The organism is Rubrobacter taiwanensis, assembly GCF_004337705.1.
In the GTDB taxonomy this organism is placed as follows: domain Bacteria; phylum Actinomycetota; class Rubrobacteria; order Rubrobacterales; family Rubrobacteraceae; genus Rubrobacter_C; species Rubrobacter_C taiwanensis.
This window is the reverse complement of the sequence record NZ_SKBU01000014.1, coordinates 30,353-46,495: the sequence shown is the minus strand read 5'-3', so window position 1 is coordinate 46,495 and position 16,143 is coordinate 30,353. Positions and strand designations below refer to the sequence as shown.

Sequence of the window (16,143 nt, the reverse complement as noted above, 5' to 3'; positions counted from 1 at the left end):
GAAGGGTAAGGTAGAAATTGGACTCGGCGACTAGTTATCTTGCGGTTATCAAGGTTGTTGGCATTGGTGGTGGTGGGACGAACGCGGTGAACCGGATGATCAACTCCGGTTTGCAGGGTGTGGAGTTCATAGCCATCAACACCGATGCTCAGGCGTTACAGACCTGTGATGCGGACTTAAAGATAGCGATCGGCGAGAAGATAACCCGGGGGCTTGGGGCCGGTGCGGACCCCAAGATCGGCACGGAGGCCGCTGAGGAGAGCAAGGGCGAGATAGAGGAGGCTCTCCGGGGGGCGGACATGGTCTTCGTGACGGCCGGCAAGGGCGGTGGCACGGGGACCGGGGCGGCTCCGGTGGTGGCCAAGATCGCGCGCGAGTTGGGGGCGCTTACGGTTGGTGTTGTCACCCGCCCGTTCTCATTCGAGGGGCGGCGCCGGGCCACCTATGCCGAGGAAGGCATCAAGCGCCTCAAGGAGAACGTGGATGCGCTGATCGTGATCCCGAACGACCGGCTGCTGCAGGTAGCCGAGAAGCGCACCTCGCTCTCGGACGCCTTCGGGATGGCGGATGACGTGCTGCGCAAGGGTGTGCAGGGGATCACGGATCTCATCACCGAGCCCGGGCTTATCAACCTGGACTTCGCGGACATCCGCACGATAATGCAGAACTCCGGTTCGGCGCTCATGGGCATCGGCGAGTCCAGCAGTGAGAACCGGGCGGAGGAGGCTGCCCGCCAGGCCATCTCCAGCCCGCTGCTGGAGGCCAGCATAGAGGGTGCGACCGGCATAATCCTGAACATCACGGGTGGCACGGATCTCGGTCTCTTCGAGGCGAGCGAGGCTGCGGACATCGTGCAGCAGGCCGCTCATCAGGACGCCAACATCATCTTCGGTGCGGTCATAGACGAGTCGCACGGCGACAAGGTGAGCGTTACGGTCATCGCGACCGGGTTCGACCAGCGCATAGCGACGCAGCAGCGGGTACAGCGTCCGATGCCGCAGCCCGAGGAGGAGCCGGTACGGCAGCCGGAGCAGCAGCCGGCCGATGACCTGGAGATACCGGCCTTCCTGCGCCGCCGGTAGTCTCCCTCTCCGGGCGCGCCGGTGCAGATCGTTGCGTGGAAGGAACGGAGGGCTGGGGGTGTGGTCTGGATCTCTCCGGACCCCGGTCCCATTAACGCCTCCATCTACTTCTTCACCCGGCGGGGAGGCGTCTCCCGTCCGCCTTTCGACAGCCTGAACGTCTCCGTTTCGGTTGGGGACGATCGGGCGGCGGTGCTGGAGAACCTCTCCCGCGTTCGTCGGGTGCTCGGTGGGAGGGAGGCGGCCTGGGTTCGCCAGGTGCACGGGGACGGGGTGGTGTGCGTGGTGGAGCCGGGGTTCGCCGGGGAGGCCGATGCGCTGGTGACCCGGTCGCCGGGGCTCCCGCTCGCGGTCAGCGTCGCCGATTGCCTGCCGCTCGTGCTCGTCGGAAACGGGGTGTTGGGGGTAGTGCACTCCGGCTGGCGGGGGACTTACGCGGAGATAGCCGCCCGCGCCGCCGGGTGGATGGGCGATCCGGAAGCGGTGTCTGCGTACATAGGCCCCTGTATCCGGGAGTGCTGTTACGAGGTCTCCGAAGAGGTGGCCGGGAAGTTCGGCGAGAAGTTCGGCGACGTGGTCAGGGGGCGGCGTCTCTCCCTGCCGGCGGCGGTGGAGAGCAGCCTGCGGGGTGCCGGGGTGGAGAATATATATGATGTGGGGCTCTGCACGGGGTGTAGGGGGGATCTCTTCTTCTCGCACCGGGTGCAGAAGCCGAGGACCGGGAGGATGCTGGCGGTGGCGGCTCTAAGATAGATGGTGGAGCTCGCTGACATCCGGGCTAATCTGGAGGCCGTGGAGAGCGGCATCGCAGAGGCTGCGCGGCGGGCCGGCCGGCGGCCGGAGGATGTGAGAATCCTGGTGGCCAGCAAGTACTACTCCATAGAGCAGATAGCGCTGCTCTCCCGGGTTGGGGTCAGGCTGCTCGGGGAGAACCGTTCGGCCGAGCTCATCGCCAAACAGGAGGTCTTCGGAGAGGCCTTCGAGTGGCACTTCATCGGGCATCTGCAGCGCAGGAAGGCCCGGGAAGTGGTCGGACGGGTGAGTCTCATACACTCGGTGGATTCGGAGCGGTTGATCCGGGAGCTGGAGAAGCGCGCGCCGGAACGGGGAATAGATATATTGATCCAGGTGAACGTGAGCGGGGAGGAGTCCAAATACGGGGTGGGGGAAGGGGAGATAGAGCCGCTGCTGGAGCGGGCGGCCGCGACCGGCGGGCGTGTGCGGGTTCGGGGTTTCATGACGCTTGCGCCGCTGGTTGAAGACCCGGAGGATGTGCGCTATGTTTTCGCGAAACTCAGAGCGATTCGTGATAGGCTTACGGGACGGTGGAGCCCCGATCTTGATCTCTCGGAGCTATCCATGGGCATGAGCAACGATTACCTCGTTGCGGTCGAAGAAGGCGCCACCATCGTGAGGGTAGGACGGGCGTTGATAGAAGAGGGGGGTGGATCGGAGCCCGTGAGGAGGCAGGATGGGACTTAGGGATCAGATGGAGCGGGTTGCGGCCTGGTTCGGCTTCGGTGTGGACGAAGAGTACGAGTACTACGACGAGGAGGAGTACGACGGCAAGCGCCGCTACAAGGACCGTCGCTACGAAGAGGAGTCTCGGGAGGCGGAGCCCTCTCCGGCGGTGCGCCGGCTGGGGCGTGTAGAGCGCTCTTCCGCTTTCGGAACCTCGCTTGGGGACCTCTTCGGCGGCGAGGCCTCCAACCGGGAGCGCTACAACTCCGGCGGGCATCTGCGCCCGGTGCCCGACCCGCGGCCCTCTACCCGGGTAAGCGTCGTGGCTCCCTCCACCTTCAACGATGCTCAGGCGTTGGCCGACCGCTTCAAACGTCAGCAGCCGGTGATTCTTAACCTTCAGCATGTAGATCAGGACCTCAGCCGCCGCATGGTGGATTTCTGCGCCGGGCTCACCTATGCTCTGGACGGTCAGATTCAGACCGTGGCCAGTCGGGTCTTCCTGCTGACCCCGCGCAACGTGGAGGTGAGCGCCGAGGAGCGCAAGCGGCTGGCGGAGCGCGGCTTCTTCAATCAGCTCTGAGGAGGGAGTTGAAGTCTGTAGGCATCATCGGGGCCGGTAAGATCGGAGGATCGCTCCTCTCGCGGCTGGCGGAGGGCGGTGAGTACGACCTGGGGGTAAGCGACGTACACCGGGACCGCCTGGCGCGCTTCGCTGAGAGATACGGGGTCTTCACCACCACCTCCAACGACGAGCTGGCGGAGCGGAGTGAGATCGTGATCATCGCCGTCAAGCCCTGGGATGTGCCGGTGGTGCTGAGCGAGGTCTACTCCGCCTTCCACGCCGATGGTCGGGCGGCGGTCAGCGTGGCCGCCGGGGTTACGATAGAGGACATCTCGCGCCGGCTGCCGAACGGGACCCCGGTGGTGCGTGTGATGCCGAACGTGTGTGCGGCCATCGGTCTCGGGTCGGCTGTAATCACGGCTAATCCATCCGGCCGCGCCGTGCTGCCGGATGTGATGCGCATCTTCGAGTCGGTGGGGGATGTGATCGAGCTGCCCGAGCGTCTGTTCGATGCGGCCACGGCGCTGCACGGCTCCGGGCCGGCGTACGTGGCGCTCTTCGCCGACGCTCTGATCCAGGCCGGGGTGCGGGAGGGCATCCCGCGCGACATAGCCCGGCGGCTGGTGAGCCAGACGGTGCAGGGCACGGCCGTGCTGCTCAAGGAGAAGAGCCCGCATCAGGTGCGGGACGAGGTGATGACGCCGGGCGGTACCACGGCGGCTGCGTTCGCCGCCATGGAGAAGAGCGGGTTTGTGGCCGCCATCTACGACGGCATAGGTGCGGCGACCGAGCGGGCGAGGAGGCTGGCCGAGTGACCTTCAGCATCGCGGAGCTCCTGGCGAACGTGGTCAACTACGCGTACTACATCCTGCTCGGTTTCATCATCGTGTGGATACTCTTCGGCTGGTTCGGGCGCTACCCGTCCAACGAGCTCTTGCAGCGGGTCTACGACATCGTGCACAACGTGGTCAACCCGATAATGATGCCGCTGCGGGAGCGGCTGCCTCCGCTCAGGATAGGCGGCATCGCCCTGGACCTCTCGCCGATTATCGCGCTGATCGGGCTGTTCATAGCCCGGCGGCTGCTGCTGATAATAATCGAGAACTTCGTACGACCTGTCACGGGGTGATAGAGAGATGAGAATTACACCGATAGACGTTCGCCGCAAAGAGTTCGGCCGGGCGATGCGCGGCTACGATGCCAACCAGGTGGATGACTTCCTGGACGAGGTGGCCGACGAGTTCGAGCGCGTCTACGCCGAGAACTCGCGCATGCGCGAGGAGCTGGACTCGCTGCGGGGCCGCCTGGAGCAGTTCGAGCAGCTAGAGGGCTCGATCCGGGAGGCCCTGGTGCACGCCCAGCAATCGGCCGAGGATCTGCGCCGCGCGGCCAGCAAGGAGGCCGAGCTGACCGTTCAGGAGGCGAAGGCGCGGGCGCACCAGATTCTGGCCGAGTCCTCCGCGCGGGTGGAGAGGATTCAGGAGTCCTATGAGGCGCTGCGCAAGGCGCGGCAGAGCTTCGCCGCGGACTTCCGCCAGCTTTTGAAGAGCTATCTGGCGGTCATGGACAACATGGACATCGCGTCGGCTAAAGAGATCGAGCGCTCCCTGAACGAGCGGCTGGATACCGAGTCCATCGCCGCCGCCCGGCAGGCTGCCGAGAACCGCCGGCTGGAGCTCCAGCGGGAGGAGGGGCCGCCGTCCATACTGGATGAGGATGCCGGTAAGAAGACCGAGCGCGAGCAGGAGCCGCCGGTAGCAGAGAGTCCCGAGGCCGAAGAGCCGGAGGTGGAGCCCTCGAGCGCCGAGAGGGGGTTCGTCGCCTCCGGGAACTCAGATTCGCCCTCCGAGCAGGCGGCCGGGGAGGTGGAGCGCGAGGAGGAGCCGATCGCGGCGGTCCCTGAGGACCCCGAGGAGCAGGACGACACCGGCGACCTCGGGCGTAAGCCCGTCGAGGAGCGGCCCCGCGACGAAGCGGAGGATTCCCGCCGGGCCCGGGCGGGGCGTTTTCTGCGGCGGCGTGCCCGGTAGCTTCATCATCGAGGAGGGGGATGGCGTCCGGATCAACCTCCGGGTCTCGCCGGGAGCGAAGAGGACCGAGGTGAAGGGACTCTACGGTGGGGATGCCCTGAAGCTCTCGGTCGCCGCTCCGCCGGTGGGCGGCCGGGCGAACGATGAGATCCGGCGCTTCCTGGCGCGCTCTGCGGGCGTGCCGGTCTCCCGGGTGGAGATCGTGCGCGGAGGTTCGGGGCGCTCGAAGCAGGTGGCGATCCGGGGCATCGGCGCGCGGGCCGTACGGGAGGCGCTCGGCCCTTAGTGGAAGAGCTGCGCCTGGAGTCCACCGCCGGAGAACGCCTGGACCGGTGCGTGAGCAGCCGGCTGGAGGGGATCAGCCGGTCGGAGGTTCAGCGGCTCATCCGGGAGGGGCACGTTCTGGTGGACGGGCGGCGGGAGCCTCCCGCGTTCCGGCTGAAGGGCGGGGAGGAGATCTCGGTCCGCATCCCCGCAGAGCGGGAGGGACCGGAGCCGGAGGAGATCCCCGTTCCCGTCGTTTACGAGGACGAGCACATCATCGTCGTGGACAAGCCAGCCGGGCTGGTGGTGCATCCCGGGGCGGGCAACCGGTCCGGCACGCTGGTGAACGCCCTGCTTGGGCGTGGCATCACCGGCGGTGACGACCCGGACCGGCCCGGCGTGGTGCACCGCCTGGACCGGGATACCTCCGGGCTGCTGGTGCTGGCAAGAAGCGGGGAGGCGCACGCCCGGCTCGTGCAGATGATGAAGGGGCGGGAGGTGGAGAGGATCTATCTCGCGCTCGTGGTCGGGAGCGGGCTGCCGGAGACCGGGACCATCGACTCTCCTGTGGGGCGCGACCCGGAGAACCCGGTGAGGATGGCCTGCGGTATCGGGCAGCCCGCAGTGACGCACTTCGAGGTCGCCTACCGCTCGAAGCGGCACACCCTTTTGCGGGTGCGGCTAGAGACGGGCCGGACGCACCAGATCCGGGTGCACCTCTCCGCGATAGGGCATCCCGTCTACGCCGATCCGCTCTACGGAAGGCCCGTGCCCGGACGCCGGGTCTGGCTGCACGCCTCGGAGCTAGGGCTGCGCCACCCCGTCAGCGGCGGGGAGCTGCGCTTCCGGTCTCCCGTGCCGCGGGATCTGCGCGAGGCGGCCCTGGAGCTTGACGAGAACTTCCCGCTCGGTTAATATCCTGCCGACGTGGCAACCTTTAACGGCGTCCCGCGAGGCGCGAAGGGGGCAGTTTGCAGCGAACCGGCGCGAACAGGCGCGTAAAATCTCGGGTGCTCACCGCGGACACTCTCTCCCGTTCCCTCCGGCGGATATCCCACGAGATCCTGGAGCGCAACGCATCCCGGTTGCAAGATCTGGCTCTGGTAGGCATCCTCACCCGGGGTGTGCCGCTGGCGCGCAGGATAGGGGATAACATCCGGAGGTTCGAGGGGCTTGAGGTCCCGGTGGGCTCCCTGGACATCACCCTGCACCGCGACGATCTCGCCGACGAGGAGCCGGAGGTGCGGGGGAGCGAGATCCCCTTCGAAGTCGCCGGGCGGGTCGTCGTGCTGGTTGACGACGTGCTCTACACCGGGCGCACGGTGCGGGCGGCGATAGACGCCCTGATGGAGCGGGGCCGTCCGGCGGCCATCCAGCTCGCCATCCTGGTGGACCGCGGACACCGGGAGCTCCCCATCCGGGCCGACTACGTGGGGAAGAACATCCCCACCGCTCCCGAGGAGCGCGTCCAGGTGAGCCTTGCCGAGACCGATGGAGAGGACGGGGTGGTGATCGTTGAGTAACAGGCACTTGCTGAGTCTGGAGAACGTGAGCCGGGAGGAGCTGCGCTCCGTGCTGGAGCTGGCCCGGGAGGTGGCGGCGGGAAGTTTCGAGCGTCCGCTCTCCGGTAAGACGGTCTTTCTGGCCTTCTTCGAGCCCTCGACCCGCACGGCTGCCTCCTTCGAGCTGGCCGCGCGGCGCGCGGGAGCGGACGTGATCTCCATCTCCACCCGCGGCTCCTCGCTGGAGAAGGGCGAGTCCCTCGTGGACACGGTGGTCACCCTGGACCGCCTCGGGGCCGACGTGCTGGTCGTGCGGCACGGGGCGGCCGGAGCGGCGGCCCTGGCCGCCCGGCATACCGGAGCCGCCGTGATCAACGCCGGAGACGGCCGCGGGCAGCACCCGACCCAGGCCTTGCTGGACCTCTACGCTCTGAGCGCGGCGCTCGGGGGTTTCGGGGGGCTGGCCGGGCGGAAGGCCGCCATCATAGGGGACATCCTGCACAGCCGGGTGGCGCGGAGCGTGATCCCGGCCTTCCGTGCCGCCGGGATGGAGGTCGCGCTCGTCGCGCCCCCGACCCTGCTGCCGCAGGAGCCGGTCTGGGAGGCTGCGGTGCTGGAGTCGGTGGACGCGGCGCTGGAGTGGGGTGCGGAGGTGCTCTACACCCTACGCCTTCAGAGGGAGCGGATGGCCGGGGCGCTGATCCCCTCCGTGCAGGAGTACGCCGCCCGTTACGGCGTGCAGCGGCGTCATCTGCTGCCCGGCGTGCGCGTTATGCATCCGGGACCGGTGAACCGGGGCGTCGAGATCGCGGGCGACGTGGTGCTCGACGAGGCGTCCCTGATCCCGGATCAGGTCGCGGCCGGCATCCACGTGCGCGCGGCGGTCCTCATGCAGGCGCTGGGCGTCGGGCTCGAGGTGGCGGCTTGAGCGGCGAGTTCGTCATCCGCGGTGCGCGCGTCCTCGACCCGGCCACCGGACTGGACGGCGAGCTGGACGTGCGCGTCACCGGCGGCAGGATCTCCGAGGTGGGGCCCGGCCTCTCCGGCGTCCGCGAGCTGGATGCTGCCGGGCTGCACCTCTTCCCCGGGTTCGTGGACGTGCACGCCCACTGGCGCACGCCGGGGCGGGAGGACGAGGAGACCATCGAGAGCGGCTCGGCGGCCGCCGCTGCCGGAGGTTTCACCTCCGTCGTAATGATGCCGAATACCGAGCCCGTAATCGACAGCCCGGCCCTCGTCTCCGGACTTCTGCGCCGGGTGGAACGGGAGTCGCGCGTGCGGGCCTACGTGGCCGCCGCGCTGCACGAGGGACTCAGGGGCGAGCGCCTGACCGAGATGCAGCTGCTCAGAGAGGCCGGAGCCTTCGCCGTCTCCGACGACGGGCTCGGTACGGCCTCCGCCGGGGTGCTCAGGAACGGGATGCTCTACGCCCGATCGGCGGGGCTGCCGGTCATCCTGCACTGCGAGGATCACACGCTGGCCACCGGTGCGGTGCACGACGGAGCGGTTGCGGCTCTGGCGGGCGTTCCGGGCTCGCCGGCGAGCGCCGAGGACGTAGCGACGGCAACCGCGCTCGTGCTCGCCGCCGAGACCGGAGCCCGGGTACACATAACGCACGTTAGCACGGCCCTCTCCGCCGCGCTGGTGGGATGGTTCAAGGACCGCAACCCCAACATAACGGGCGACACCACGCCGCACCATCTCACGCTCACCGACGAGCTCGTCGGCACCCTGGACGGTATGTACCGGGTGAACCCGCCGCTGCGGCCGGAGGAAGACCGGCTGTTAGTGGGGGAGGCGCTGGCGGACGGCACCCTCGACTTCGTCGCCACCGACCACGCTCCGCACGCTCCGGAAGAGAAGGAGCTGCCGCTGCAGGAGGCCTCACCCGGCTTTCTGGGACATGAGACGGCCTTCGCAGCGCTCTACACGGAACTGGTGCTCGAAGGCCGGCTCCCGCTCGCGCGGCTCGTGCAGGCGATGAGCTGTGCCCCGGGGCGCTGGATCGGAGAGCAGGGGCGGATAGAGCCCGGGGCTCCGGCGGACCTCGTTCTGGTGGATCTCTCCGAAGAGTGGGAGGTCAGGCCCGGCGAGCTCCTGAGCCGGTCGCGGAACACGCCGTATCTCGGCCGGAGGCTGACCGGCCGCATAACGGGTACTTTCGTGGGGGGTGAGATGGTACATGACCGTATGGGAGCGAAGCTTGGACTTTGAGCGCCGGCGGGCAGCGGTGGTTCTGGAAGACGGGACCCGCTTCGACGGCTGGACCTTCGCCGGCGAGGGCGAGGCACTGGGCGAGGTGGTGTTCACCACCAGCATGGTCGGCTACCAGGAGACGCTGACGGATCCCTCCTACCGGGGCCAGATCGTGACCTTCACCTACCCCCTGATCGGTAACTACGGCGTCATTCCCGGCGATGAGGAGTCCTCCCGGGTCCAGGCCGCCGGGGTCCTGGTGCGGGAGTACACTCCCTACCCGAGCAACTGGGCGAGCGAGAAGTCCCTGGCACGGTTGCTGGAGGAGGAGGGCGTGATCGGGGTCGAGGGGATAGACACCCGCGCCCTCACCCGGCACCTGCGCGACAAGGGCGCGATGCGCGGCATCATCTCCACCACGGAGACCGATACCGGCGCCCTTCTCAGAAGGGTGCTCTCGCACCCCGAGATGGTAGGGCAGGACCTCGCCTCGGGCAGCTCCCAGATAACAGAACCCACGCTGCTTTCGGCCTTCGGCGAAGAGCACTGCCGGGTGGTCGCGCTGGACTACGGGGTGAAGGGGTCCATCTACCGGGAGCTGCGCAGTCGCGGTATCTCCGTGCTCGCCGTCCCTGGCTCAATGAGTGCGGAGGACATACTGGAGGAGAGGCCCGCCGGACTCTTCCTCTCCAACGGGCCGGGCGACCCGGCGGCGCTGGAACGGGCGGTGAAGAGCCTGCAGGGCGTGCTGGGGAGGATCCCGACGTTCGGCATCTGCCTGGGGCACCAGCTCCTGGGTCTGGCCCTGGGCTGCGAGACGTACAAGATGCCCTTCGGACACCACGGTGCCAACCACCCGGTTCGCAACCTGAAGACCGGCAGGATCGAGATCACCAGCCAGAACCACGGCTTCGCCGTGCGCGAAGCCTCGCTGCCGGAGGGCGTGGAGCTGACCCACCGCAACCTCTATGACGGTACGGTGGAGGGGATCGCCGCCCCGAAACTCGACGCCTGGAGCGTGCAGTACCACCCGGAGTCCAGTCCCGGACCGCGCGACTCAGGCTACCTCTTCGACGAGTTCGCCGAGCGGGTCTCGCGAAAGGCGGTGGTCTAGCTTGCCCCGGCGGGACGATATCTCCAGCATTCTCGTCATCGGCTCCGGCCCCATAGTCATCGGACAGGCGGCCGAGTTCGACTACTCCGGCACGCAGGCGTGCCGGGCCCTGCGCGAGGACGGCTACCGCATAATCCTCGTCAACTCCAACCCGGCCACCATCATGACCGACCCGGAGATCGCGGACGCCACCTATATCGAGCCGCTCACCGCCGAGAGCGTGACCGAGATCATCCGCCGCGAACGCCCGGACGCCCTGCTGCCGACCCTCGGCGGCCAGACGGCCCTTAACCTCGCAGTGGAGCTGCAGGAGCGCGGCGTGCTCGAAGCACACGCCGTCGAGCTGCTCGGAGCCTCGGTGGACTCGATCCGCAAGGCCGAAGACCGCGAGCTCTTCCGGCGCTCCATGGAGAAGATAGGGCTCAAGATCCCGGAGAGCCGCGTCGTGCACCGGGTGGAGGAGGCCGAGGAACTGGCCGAACGGATCGGCTTCCCGCTCATCATCCGGCCGAGCTTCACCCTCGGAGGTAAGGGCGGCTCCATAGCTCGCAACCCCGAAGAACTGCGCCGCTCCATCAACGAGGGCCTGGACGCCTCCCCGGTGCGCAGCGTGCTCGTGGAACGCTCGGTCGTCGGGTGGAAGGAATTCGAGCTGGAGGTCATGCGCGACCTCGCAGATAACGTGGTCATAATCTGCTCGATCGAAAACGTGGACCCGATGGGCGTGCATACCGGCGATTCCATCACCGTCGCCCCGGCCCAAACCCTCTCCGATCGCCAGTACCAGGCCCTGCGTAGTGCAGCAATACGCATAATACGTGAGATCGGGGTATCGACGGGGGGATCGAACATCCAGTTTGCGGTAGATCCGCACGGTGACGACTACTATGTGATCGAGATGAACCCGCGGGTGAGCCGTTCGAGTGCGCTGGCGAGCAAGGCTACGGGGTTCCCGATCGCCAAGATAGCGGCCAAGCTGGCGGCCGGGTACACGCTGGACGAGATTCCGAACGACATAACGCGGGCGACGCCGGCCTCTTTCGAGCCGGCGCTGGACTACGTGGTGACCAAGATTCCGCGCTTTGCGTTCGAGAAGTTTCCGGGGGCGCAGCCGAGTCTGACCACCAAGATGCAGTCGGTGGGTGAGGTGATGGCGATCGGCCGGACGTTCACGGAGAGTCTGCTCAAGGCCATCTCCTCGCTGGAGCTGGACCGGAAGGACATCAAGCCCTCGCTGGAGGGGCCGAATCCGTACCGCATCTTCGCCATCTTCGACGCGCTGCGGGCCGGGATGACCGTGCAGGAGATAGCGGACCGGACCCGCATAGACCCGTTCTTCGTGGCCTCGATGGCCCGTGTGGTGGCCGCCGAGCAGTCGCTGCCGGAGGTTCTGGGGGTCGAGGAGCTGCGCGAGGCCAAGCGGCTGGGGTTGCCTGACGAGCTCGTGGGGGCGGCAACCGGTTACTCCACGGAGGTGGTGCGCGGGGTGCGGCATGCGTTGGGCATTCGCCCGACCTACAAGGCGGTGGACACCTGTGCCGGAGAGTTTCCGGCCGAGACCCCATACTACTACTCCAGCTACGAGGCCGAGGACGAGGTGGCGCGCGGCGAGAACCCTTCGGTGGTCGTGCTCGGGAGCGGTCCGAACCGGATCGGGCAAGGCATAGAGTTCGACTACGCCTGCGTGCATGCCAGTCAGGAGCTCATCGAGTGCGGCTTCGATGCGGTCATGATCAACTCCAACCCCGAGACCGTCTCTACCGACTACGACACCTCCACCCGGCTCTACTTCGAGCCGCTGACCGCCGAGCACGTGCTGGAGGTGCTGCGCCGGGAGCGGCCCGAGGGGGTGGTCCTGCAGTTCGGCGGCCAGAGCCCGCTCAAGCTGGCGCGGGAGCTGGAACAGGCCGGGTTCAGGGTCTTGGGAACCTCGCCCGACGCCATAGACCTGGCCGAGGACCGCTCCCGCTTCGCCTGCCTGCTCAGAGAGCTGGGCATCCCCCATCCGCGCTGGGGAGCCGCGATGAGCGCCGAAGAGGCCCGGAGCGTGGCCGAGGAGATCGGATACCCGGTGGTCGTCCGGCCCTCTTACGTGCTGGGCGGGCGCAGGATGGAGATCGTCTACACCCGCGAAGCGCTCGACCTCTACCTCACAGAGAGTGTGAGTACGAGCCCGGAGCACCCCATCCTCATAGACAAGTTCATGGAGGATTACGTCGAGGTAGACGTAGATGCTGTCTCCGACGGCGAGGACGTGTACATCGGGGGGATCATGGAGCACATTGAGGAGGCGGGGGTACATTCCGGCGACTCCTCGTGCGTAACGCCGCCGATCACGATCACCCGTCCCCTGCTGCGGCGTATTGAGGACTACACCCGGCAGCTGGCGCGGGCCATGGGGGTGGTCGGGCTGATGAACGTGCAGTATGTGGTGCGCGGAGACCGGGTGATGGTGATCGAGTGCAATCCGCGTGCCTCGCGCACGGTGCCGTTCATCTCCAAGGCGACCGGGGTTCCGCTGGCCAGGGTGGCGACCCGTGTGCTGGTCGGCGAGAAGCTCAGAGATATGAACCTAAAGCCGAGCTACAATGGTCACTTCAGCGTGAAGGCTCCGGTCTTCCCGTTCGACCGGTTTGCGGACGTGGACCCGCTGCTCGGACCCGAGATGCGCTCCACCGGGGAGGTGATGGGCATAGACAGGTCTTTCGGGGGGGCGTTCGCCAAGGCGCTCGCTGCGGCCGGCGTGCCGCTTCCGACGGGGGGGCGGGCGTACATCTCGGTCAACGACCGGGACAAGCGCTCGGCGGTCCTCATCGCGCGGGCGTTCGCGGATCTGGGATTCGAGATCTCGGCCAGCGAGGGCACGGCCGAGGTGCTCCGGAACAACGGTCTGCCGGTGGCGGTGGTGCCGAAGATCGGGGAGCTCGGGGACGATGTGCTCACGCTTATCGAGCGCGGGGAGGTGGATCTGATCATCAACACTCCCTGGGGGCGCGGGGCGCGGGAGCGTTCGGACGGGTATCTGATCCGGCGCAAGGCGCTCCTGTACGGTGTGCCCTGCATTACCACCCTGGCCGCGGCCTCGGCCGCGGTACAGGGGGTGGAGTCCATGATTCGTGGCGGGATCGCCGAAGTGCGGGCGCTACAGCGGCTCATCGCTCCCGCGACGTGAGGTTCCACCGGGTCAGGGTCGAGAGCCGGGAGCGGCTGGGATCTTACCGCGTGCTGCGCTATCCCTGGGAGGGGGATGTGGAGCCCGGGCAGTTCGTCCTGATCCGGGCCGCCTCGCAGCGGACATCTTTCGACCCGTTCCTGGCCCGGCCCTTCTCGGTGTACGATCTCCGGGGTGGAGTAATGAGCGTTCTGCTGGAGGTCCGCGGCCGGGGGACCCGCCTGATAGCCTCCTCGGAGGAGATCGAGGTCAGTGCCCCGCACGGCCGGGGGTACCGGCCGGACGTCCCGGCCGGGCGCGTGGCCCTGATCGCCCGGGAAGGGAAGGTGGCGCCGCTCAGGCTGCTTTACCGCCGGCTGCAGGAGCGGGGGGTGGACCACGACATCTTCCTGCAGCTCGCCGCGGCTCAGGTCCCCATTCTCCGCGACTTCCCCGGCGCCCGGGTGGTGGACGATTTCGGCGATCTGAGCGGCTACGCCGCCGTCTACGCCAGCGGTCCGGGAGCGGTGCCGCCCGGCATCCCTTGCCAGGTCGCCGTCGAGGAGATGATGGCGTGTGGCGAGGGGTCCTGTTACGGATGTGCCGTCCCGCTCGCCGGGGGCGGTTACGCCCGGGCGTGCGTGGAGGGGCCCGTCTTCGAAGCGCGGGAGCTGGCGTGGATCTGAACGTGGAGCTGTGCGGCCTCCGGCTGCATACGCCGCTCGTTCCGGCCGCCGGCACGCATGGTAAGGAGGCCGTCCAGGCCTCGGAGGGAGTATACGGTGCGGTGTTGCCCAAGACCGTGACGCCGCAACCGCGGACTGGGAACCCGCCGCCCCGTCTTGCGGAGACACCGGCCGGAATGATCAACTCCATCGGCCTGCAGAACCCGGGCGTCGAGCGGTTCATGGAGGAGCTCGATGCCTTTGACACGGGTGTTCCGCTCTTCGTCTCCGTGGCGGGGGAGACGGCCGGCGACTACTCGCTTCTCTGCGGGCGGCTGGCCGCCGACGACCGGGTCCGGGCGATAGAGCTCAATCTCTCCTGTCCCAACGTGGAGCGCGGCGGGCTCTACTTCTGCGCCGTGCCGGCGAGTGTGGAGGAGGTAGTGGCCGCGGCGGTCGAGGCGGCGGGGGGGAAGCCCGTTCTCGCCAAGCTTGCCAGCGAGGGGGCCGTGGAGGGCGCGCAGGCCGCCGAACGTGCCGGGGCTGCGGCGGTGACGCTCATCAACACCCTGCCGGCGCTGGCGGTGGACGCCCGTCGGCGAGAGGTGCGGCTGCGCGGCGGCCTCTCAGGCCCCGCCATCAAGCCCGTGGCGCTGCGGGCCGTCTACGAGGCCTTTCGCGCGGTCGGGATACCGATCCTCGGGTGCGGAGGTGTGGCCACCGGGACCGACGTGGCCGAGTTCATGCTGGCGGGGGCCACGGCGGTGCAGATAGGGTCTGCCGGCTTCGTACGGGATCCGCGGGAGATACTGCGAGAGTTCTCCGGTTATCTGAGAGAGACGGGTCTGGACGCCCGGGACCTCATCGGGGCGGCGCACTGATGGTATACTCTGCAGTTGATGTTGAGGAGGGTTCCTGAAAGGACATCCGAAGAGCGCCTCTCGGCCTTGGAGAAGGCAAACCGGGTGCGTTTCGCCCGGGCCGCCGCCAAGCGGGACCTCAAGGAGGGGCGCATCAGCATCTACGACCTGCTCATGGATCCCCCGCCCGAGCTGAGGGGGGCCAAGGTCGAGGAGATGCTGCTCGCCATGCGCGGCGTGGGCAAGGTGAAGGTGAACCGGATCTTCAGGGAGTCCGGGATAAGCCGCTCCAAGACGCTCGTGGGCCTCACCTACGGACAGCGGGACCGGCTGATCAAGGTTCTGGGTTGCGCGGAAGACTGATCGTGGTCTCCGGGCCCTCCGGGGCCGGGAAGGGAACTCTTATCCGGGCCGCTCTCGAGGCCGTACCGGAGCTGGCGTATTCGGTCTCCGCCACCACCCGCCCGCCGCGGCCCGGAGAGGTGGATGGCCGGGACTACATCTTCCTCTCGCGCGAAGAGTTCGAGGCGTGGATTCGGGAGGGACGCTTTCTGGAGTGGGCCGAGTACTCCGGAAACCTCTACGGCACGCCCGAGAAGAAGGTGGATGAGCTTCTGGATGCCGGGCTCTCCGTGATCCTGGAGATCGAGCTGCAGGGGGCCCGGCAGGTTCGGCGGCGGCGGCCGGATGCGGTCATGATCTTCGTCCGGGCTCCGTCGCTGGAGGAGAATCGCCGCCGGCTGGAGGGACGGGCGACCGAGACTTCAGAGGCGCTGGAGCGGCGTCTGGAGGCGGCCCGGAATGAGGTGGCGGCCCGCGACGAGTTCGACTATGAGATCGTAAACGACGAGCTGGAGAAATCCCGGACGGCAATGATTAAACTTATGCGGCAGATAATCCGGAGCCCCTGTGAAGGAGGTAGAAGAGATGCTGAACGAGCTTAAGATAGACGAGCTGCTGGAGGGTGGCCGGGTGGACTCCCGCTACGGGCTCGTCATGGCGGCGGCCCGGCGCGCGCGCCAGATCAACGAGTACACCGCCACGCTGGGCATCGGAGAGAGCCTCGGTATCCCGGGGCCGCAGGTGCATCCGAGCTCCCAGCACCCCCTGACCATTGCGATCGAGGAGCTGCGGGCCGGAAGGCTCAAGGTCAGCTTCGCCGAGGAGGAAGTGGACTCCACCGGTCTGGCGGAGTCGCCGGACACTGAAGAGGAGACCTCGCCCGAAGAGTCTCACGGGGCGGCCTGAGGGAC

19 protein-coding genes are annotated in these 16,143 nt (G+C 67.7%); all 19 read left to right on the top strand.

The features are described from left to right. The first annotated feature begins 17 nt into the window (after nt 1-17). The 19 genes from ftsZ to rpoZ all read left to right on the top strand — a co-directional run bounded on the left by ftsZ (nt 18) and on the right by rpoZ (nt 16,138). The gene (ftsZ, locus tag E0L93_RS07115) at nt 18-1,082 is read left to right on the top strand and encodes a cell division protein FtsZ (RefSeq protein WP_132690399.1); all 1,065 of its coding nucleotides are present in this window, start codon (nt 18-20) and stop codon (nt 1,080-1,082) included. A gap of 60 nt (nt 1,083-1,142) precedes the next feature. Beyond that, a complete protein-coding gene (locus E0L93_RS07110; protein WP_132690397.1) occupies nt 1,143-1,835 on the top strand; it encodes a purine nucleoside phosphorylase YfiH/LACC1 family protein in 693 nt (230 codons plus the stop codon). Then, nucleotides 1,836-2,564: a YggS family pyridoxal phosphate-dependent enzyme gene (locus tag E0L93_RS07105; protein ID WP_132690395.1), complete on the top strand. Its 729-nt coding sequence runs from the start codon at nt 1,836-1,838 to the stop codon at nt 2,562-2,564. Beyond that, a complete protein-coding gene (locus tag E0L93_RS07100) occupies nt 2,554-3,126 on the top strand; it encodes a cell division protein SepF (protein WP_207890369.1) in 573 nt (190 codons plus the stop codon). The genes E0L93_RS07105 and E0L93_RS07100 overlap by 11 nt, the downstream gene beginning before the upstream one ends. A gap of 8 nt (nt 3,127-3,134) precedes the next feature. Then, a complete protein-coding gene (proC, locus tag E0L93_RS07095; protein ID WP_165874219.1) occupies nt 3,135-3,923 on the top strand; it encodes a pyrroline-5-carboxylate reductase in 789 nt (262 codons plus the stop codon). Further along, nucleotides 3,920-4,237: a YggT family protein gene (locus E0L93_RS07090; RefSeq protein WP_132690391.1), complete on the top strand. Its 318-nt coding sequence runs from the start codon at nt 3,920-3,922 to the stop codon at nt 4,235-4,237. The genes proC and E0L93_RS07090 overlap by 4 nt, the downstream gene beginning before the upstream one ends. 7 nt (nt 4,238-4,244) lie before the next feature. Further along, nucleotides 4,245-5,138 (top strand): DivIVA domain-containing protein, encoded by an 894-nt coding sequence (locus E0L93_RS07085; RefSeq protein WP_132690389.1) that lies wholly within the window; start codon nt 4,245-4,247, stop codon nt 5,136-5,138. Next, nucleotides 5,128-5,424 (top strand): DUF167 domain-containing protein, encoded by a 297-nt coding sequence (locus tag E0L93_RS07080; RefSeq protein WP_165874218.1) that lies wholly within the window; start codon nt 5,128-5,130, stop codon nt 5,422-5,424. The genes E0L93_RS07085 and E0L93_RS07080 overlap by 11 nt, the downstream gene beginning before the upstream one ends. Further along, the gene (locus E0L93_RS07075; RefSeq protein WP_132690387.1) at nt 5,424-6,317 is read left to right on the top strand and encodes an RluA family pseudouridine synthase; all 894 of its coding nucleotides are present in this window, start codon (nt 5,424-5,426) and stop codon (nt 6,315-6,317) included. The genes E0L93_RS07080 and E0L93_RS07075 overlap by 1 nt, the downstream gene beginning before the upstream one ends. A 56-nt stretch (nt 6,318-6,373) precedes the next feature. Further along, nucleotides 6,374-6,925, top strand: coding sequence for a bifunctional pyr operon transcriptional regulator/uracil phosphoribosyltransferase PyrR (gene pyrR, locus E0L93_RS07070; RefSeq protein ID WP_279387460.1), 552 nt, complete (start codon nt 6,374-6,376; stop codon nt 6,923-6,925). Next, nucleotides 6,918-7,832, top strand: a complete 915-nt coding sequence (locus E0L93_RS07065) for an aspartate carbamoyltransferase catalytic subunit (RefSeq protein ID WP_132690385.1) — start codon at nt 6,918-6,920, stop codon at nt 7,830-7,832. Before pyrR ends, E0L93_RS07065 begins: the two co-directional genes overlap by 8 nt. Then, the gene (locus tag E0L93_RS07060) at nt 7,829-9,118 is read left to right on the top strand and encodes a dihydroorotase (RefSeq protein WP_132690383.1); all 1,290 of its coding nucleotides are present in this window, start codon (nt 7,829-7,831) and stop codon (nt 9,116-9,118) included. The genes E0L93_RS07065 and E0L93_RS07060 overlap by 4 nt, the downstream gene beginning before the upstream one ends. Continuing rightward, a complete protein-coding gene (gene carA / locus E0L93_RS07055; protein WP_132690381.1) occupies nt 9,108-10,214 on the top strand; it encodes a glutamine-hydrolyzing carbamoyl-phosphate synthase small subunit in 1,107 nt (368 codons plus the stop codon). Before E0L93_RS07060 ends, carA begins: the two co-directional genes overlap by 11 nt. Nucleotide 10,215: 1 nt before the next feature. Then, nucleotides 10,216-13,386 (top strand): carbamoyl-phosphate synthase large subunit, encoded by a 3,171-nt coding sequence (gene carB / locus E0L93_RS07050; protein WP_132690379.1) that lies wholly within the window; start codon nt 10,216-10,218, stop codon nt 13,384-13,386. Continuing rightward, nucleotides 13,383-14,051, top strand: a complete 669-nt coding sequence (locus tag E0L93_RS07045) for an iron-sulfur cluster-binding protein (protein WP_132690377.1) — start codon at nt 13,383-13,385, stop codon at nt 14,049-14,051. The genes carB and E0L93_RS07045 overlap by 4 nt, the downstream gene beginning before the upstream one ends. Beyond that, nucleotides 14,042-14,911, top strand: a complete 870-nt coding sequence (locus tag E0L93_RS07040) for a dihydroorotate dehydrogenase (protein WP_207890368.1) — start codon at nt 14,042-14,044, stop codon at nt 14,909-14,911. The genes E0L93_RS07045 and E0L93_RS07040 overlap by 10 nt, the downstream gene beginning before the upstream one ends. 66 nt (nt 14,912-14,977) lie before the next feature. After that, a complete protein-coding gene (locus E0L93_RS07035) occupies nt 14,978-15,253 on the top strand; it encodes a hypothetical protein (protein ID WP_207890367.1) in 276 nt (91 codons plus the stop codon). Next, a complete protein-coding gene (gmk, locus tag E0L93_RS07030) occupies nt 15,238-15,834 on the top strand; it encodes a guanylate kinase (protein WP_132690371.1) in 597 nt (198 codons plus the stop codon). The genes E0L93_RS07035 and gmk overlap by 16 nt, the downstream gene beginning before the upstream one ends. Continuing rightward, the gene (gene rpoZ, locus E0L93_RS07025) at nt 15,818-16,138 is read left to right on the top strand and encodes a DNA-directed RNA polymerase subunit omega (RefSeq protein WP_132690369.1); all 321 of its coding nucleotides are present in this window, start codon (nt 15,818-15,820) and stop codon (nt 16,136-16,138) included. The genes gmk and rpoZ overlap by 17 nt, the downstream gene beginning before the upstream one ends. Nucleotides 16,139-16,143 lie beyond the last annotated feature (5 nt).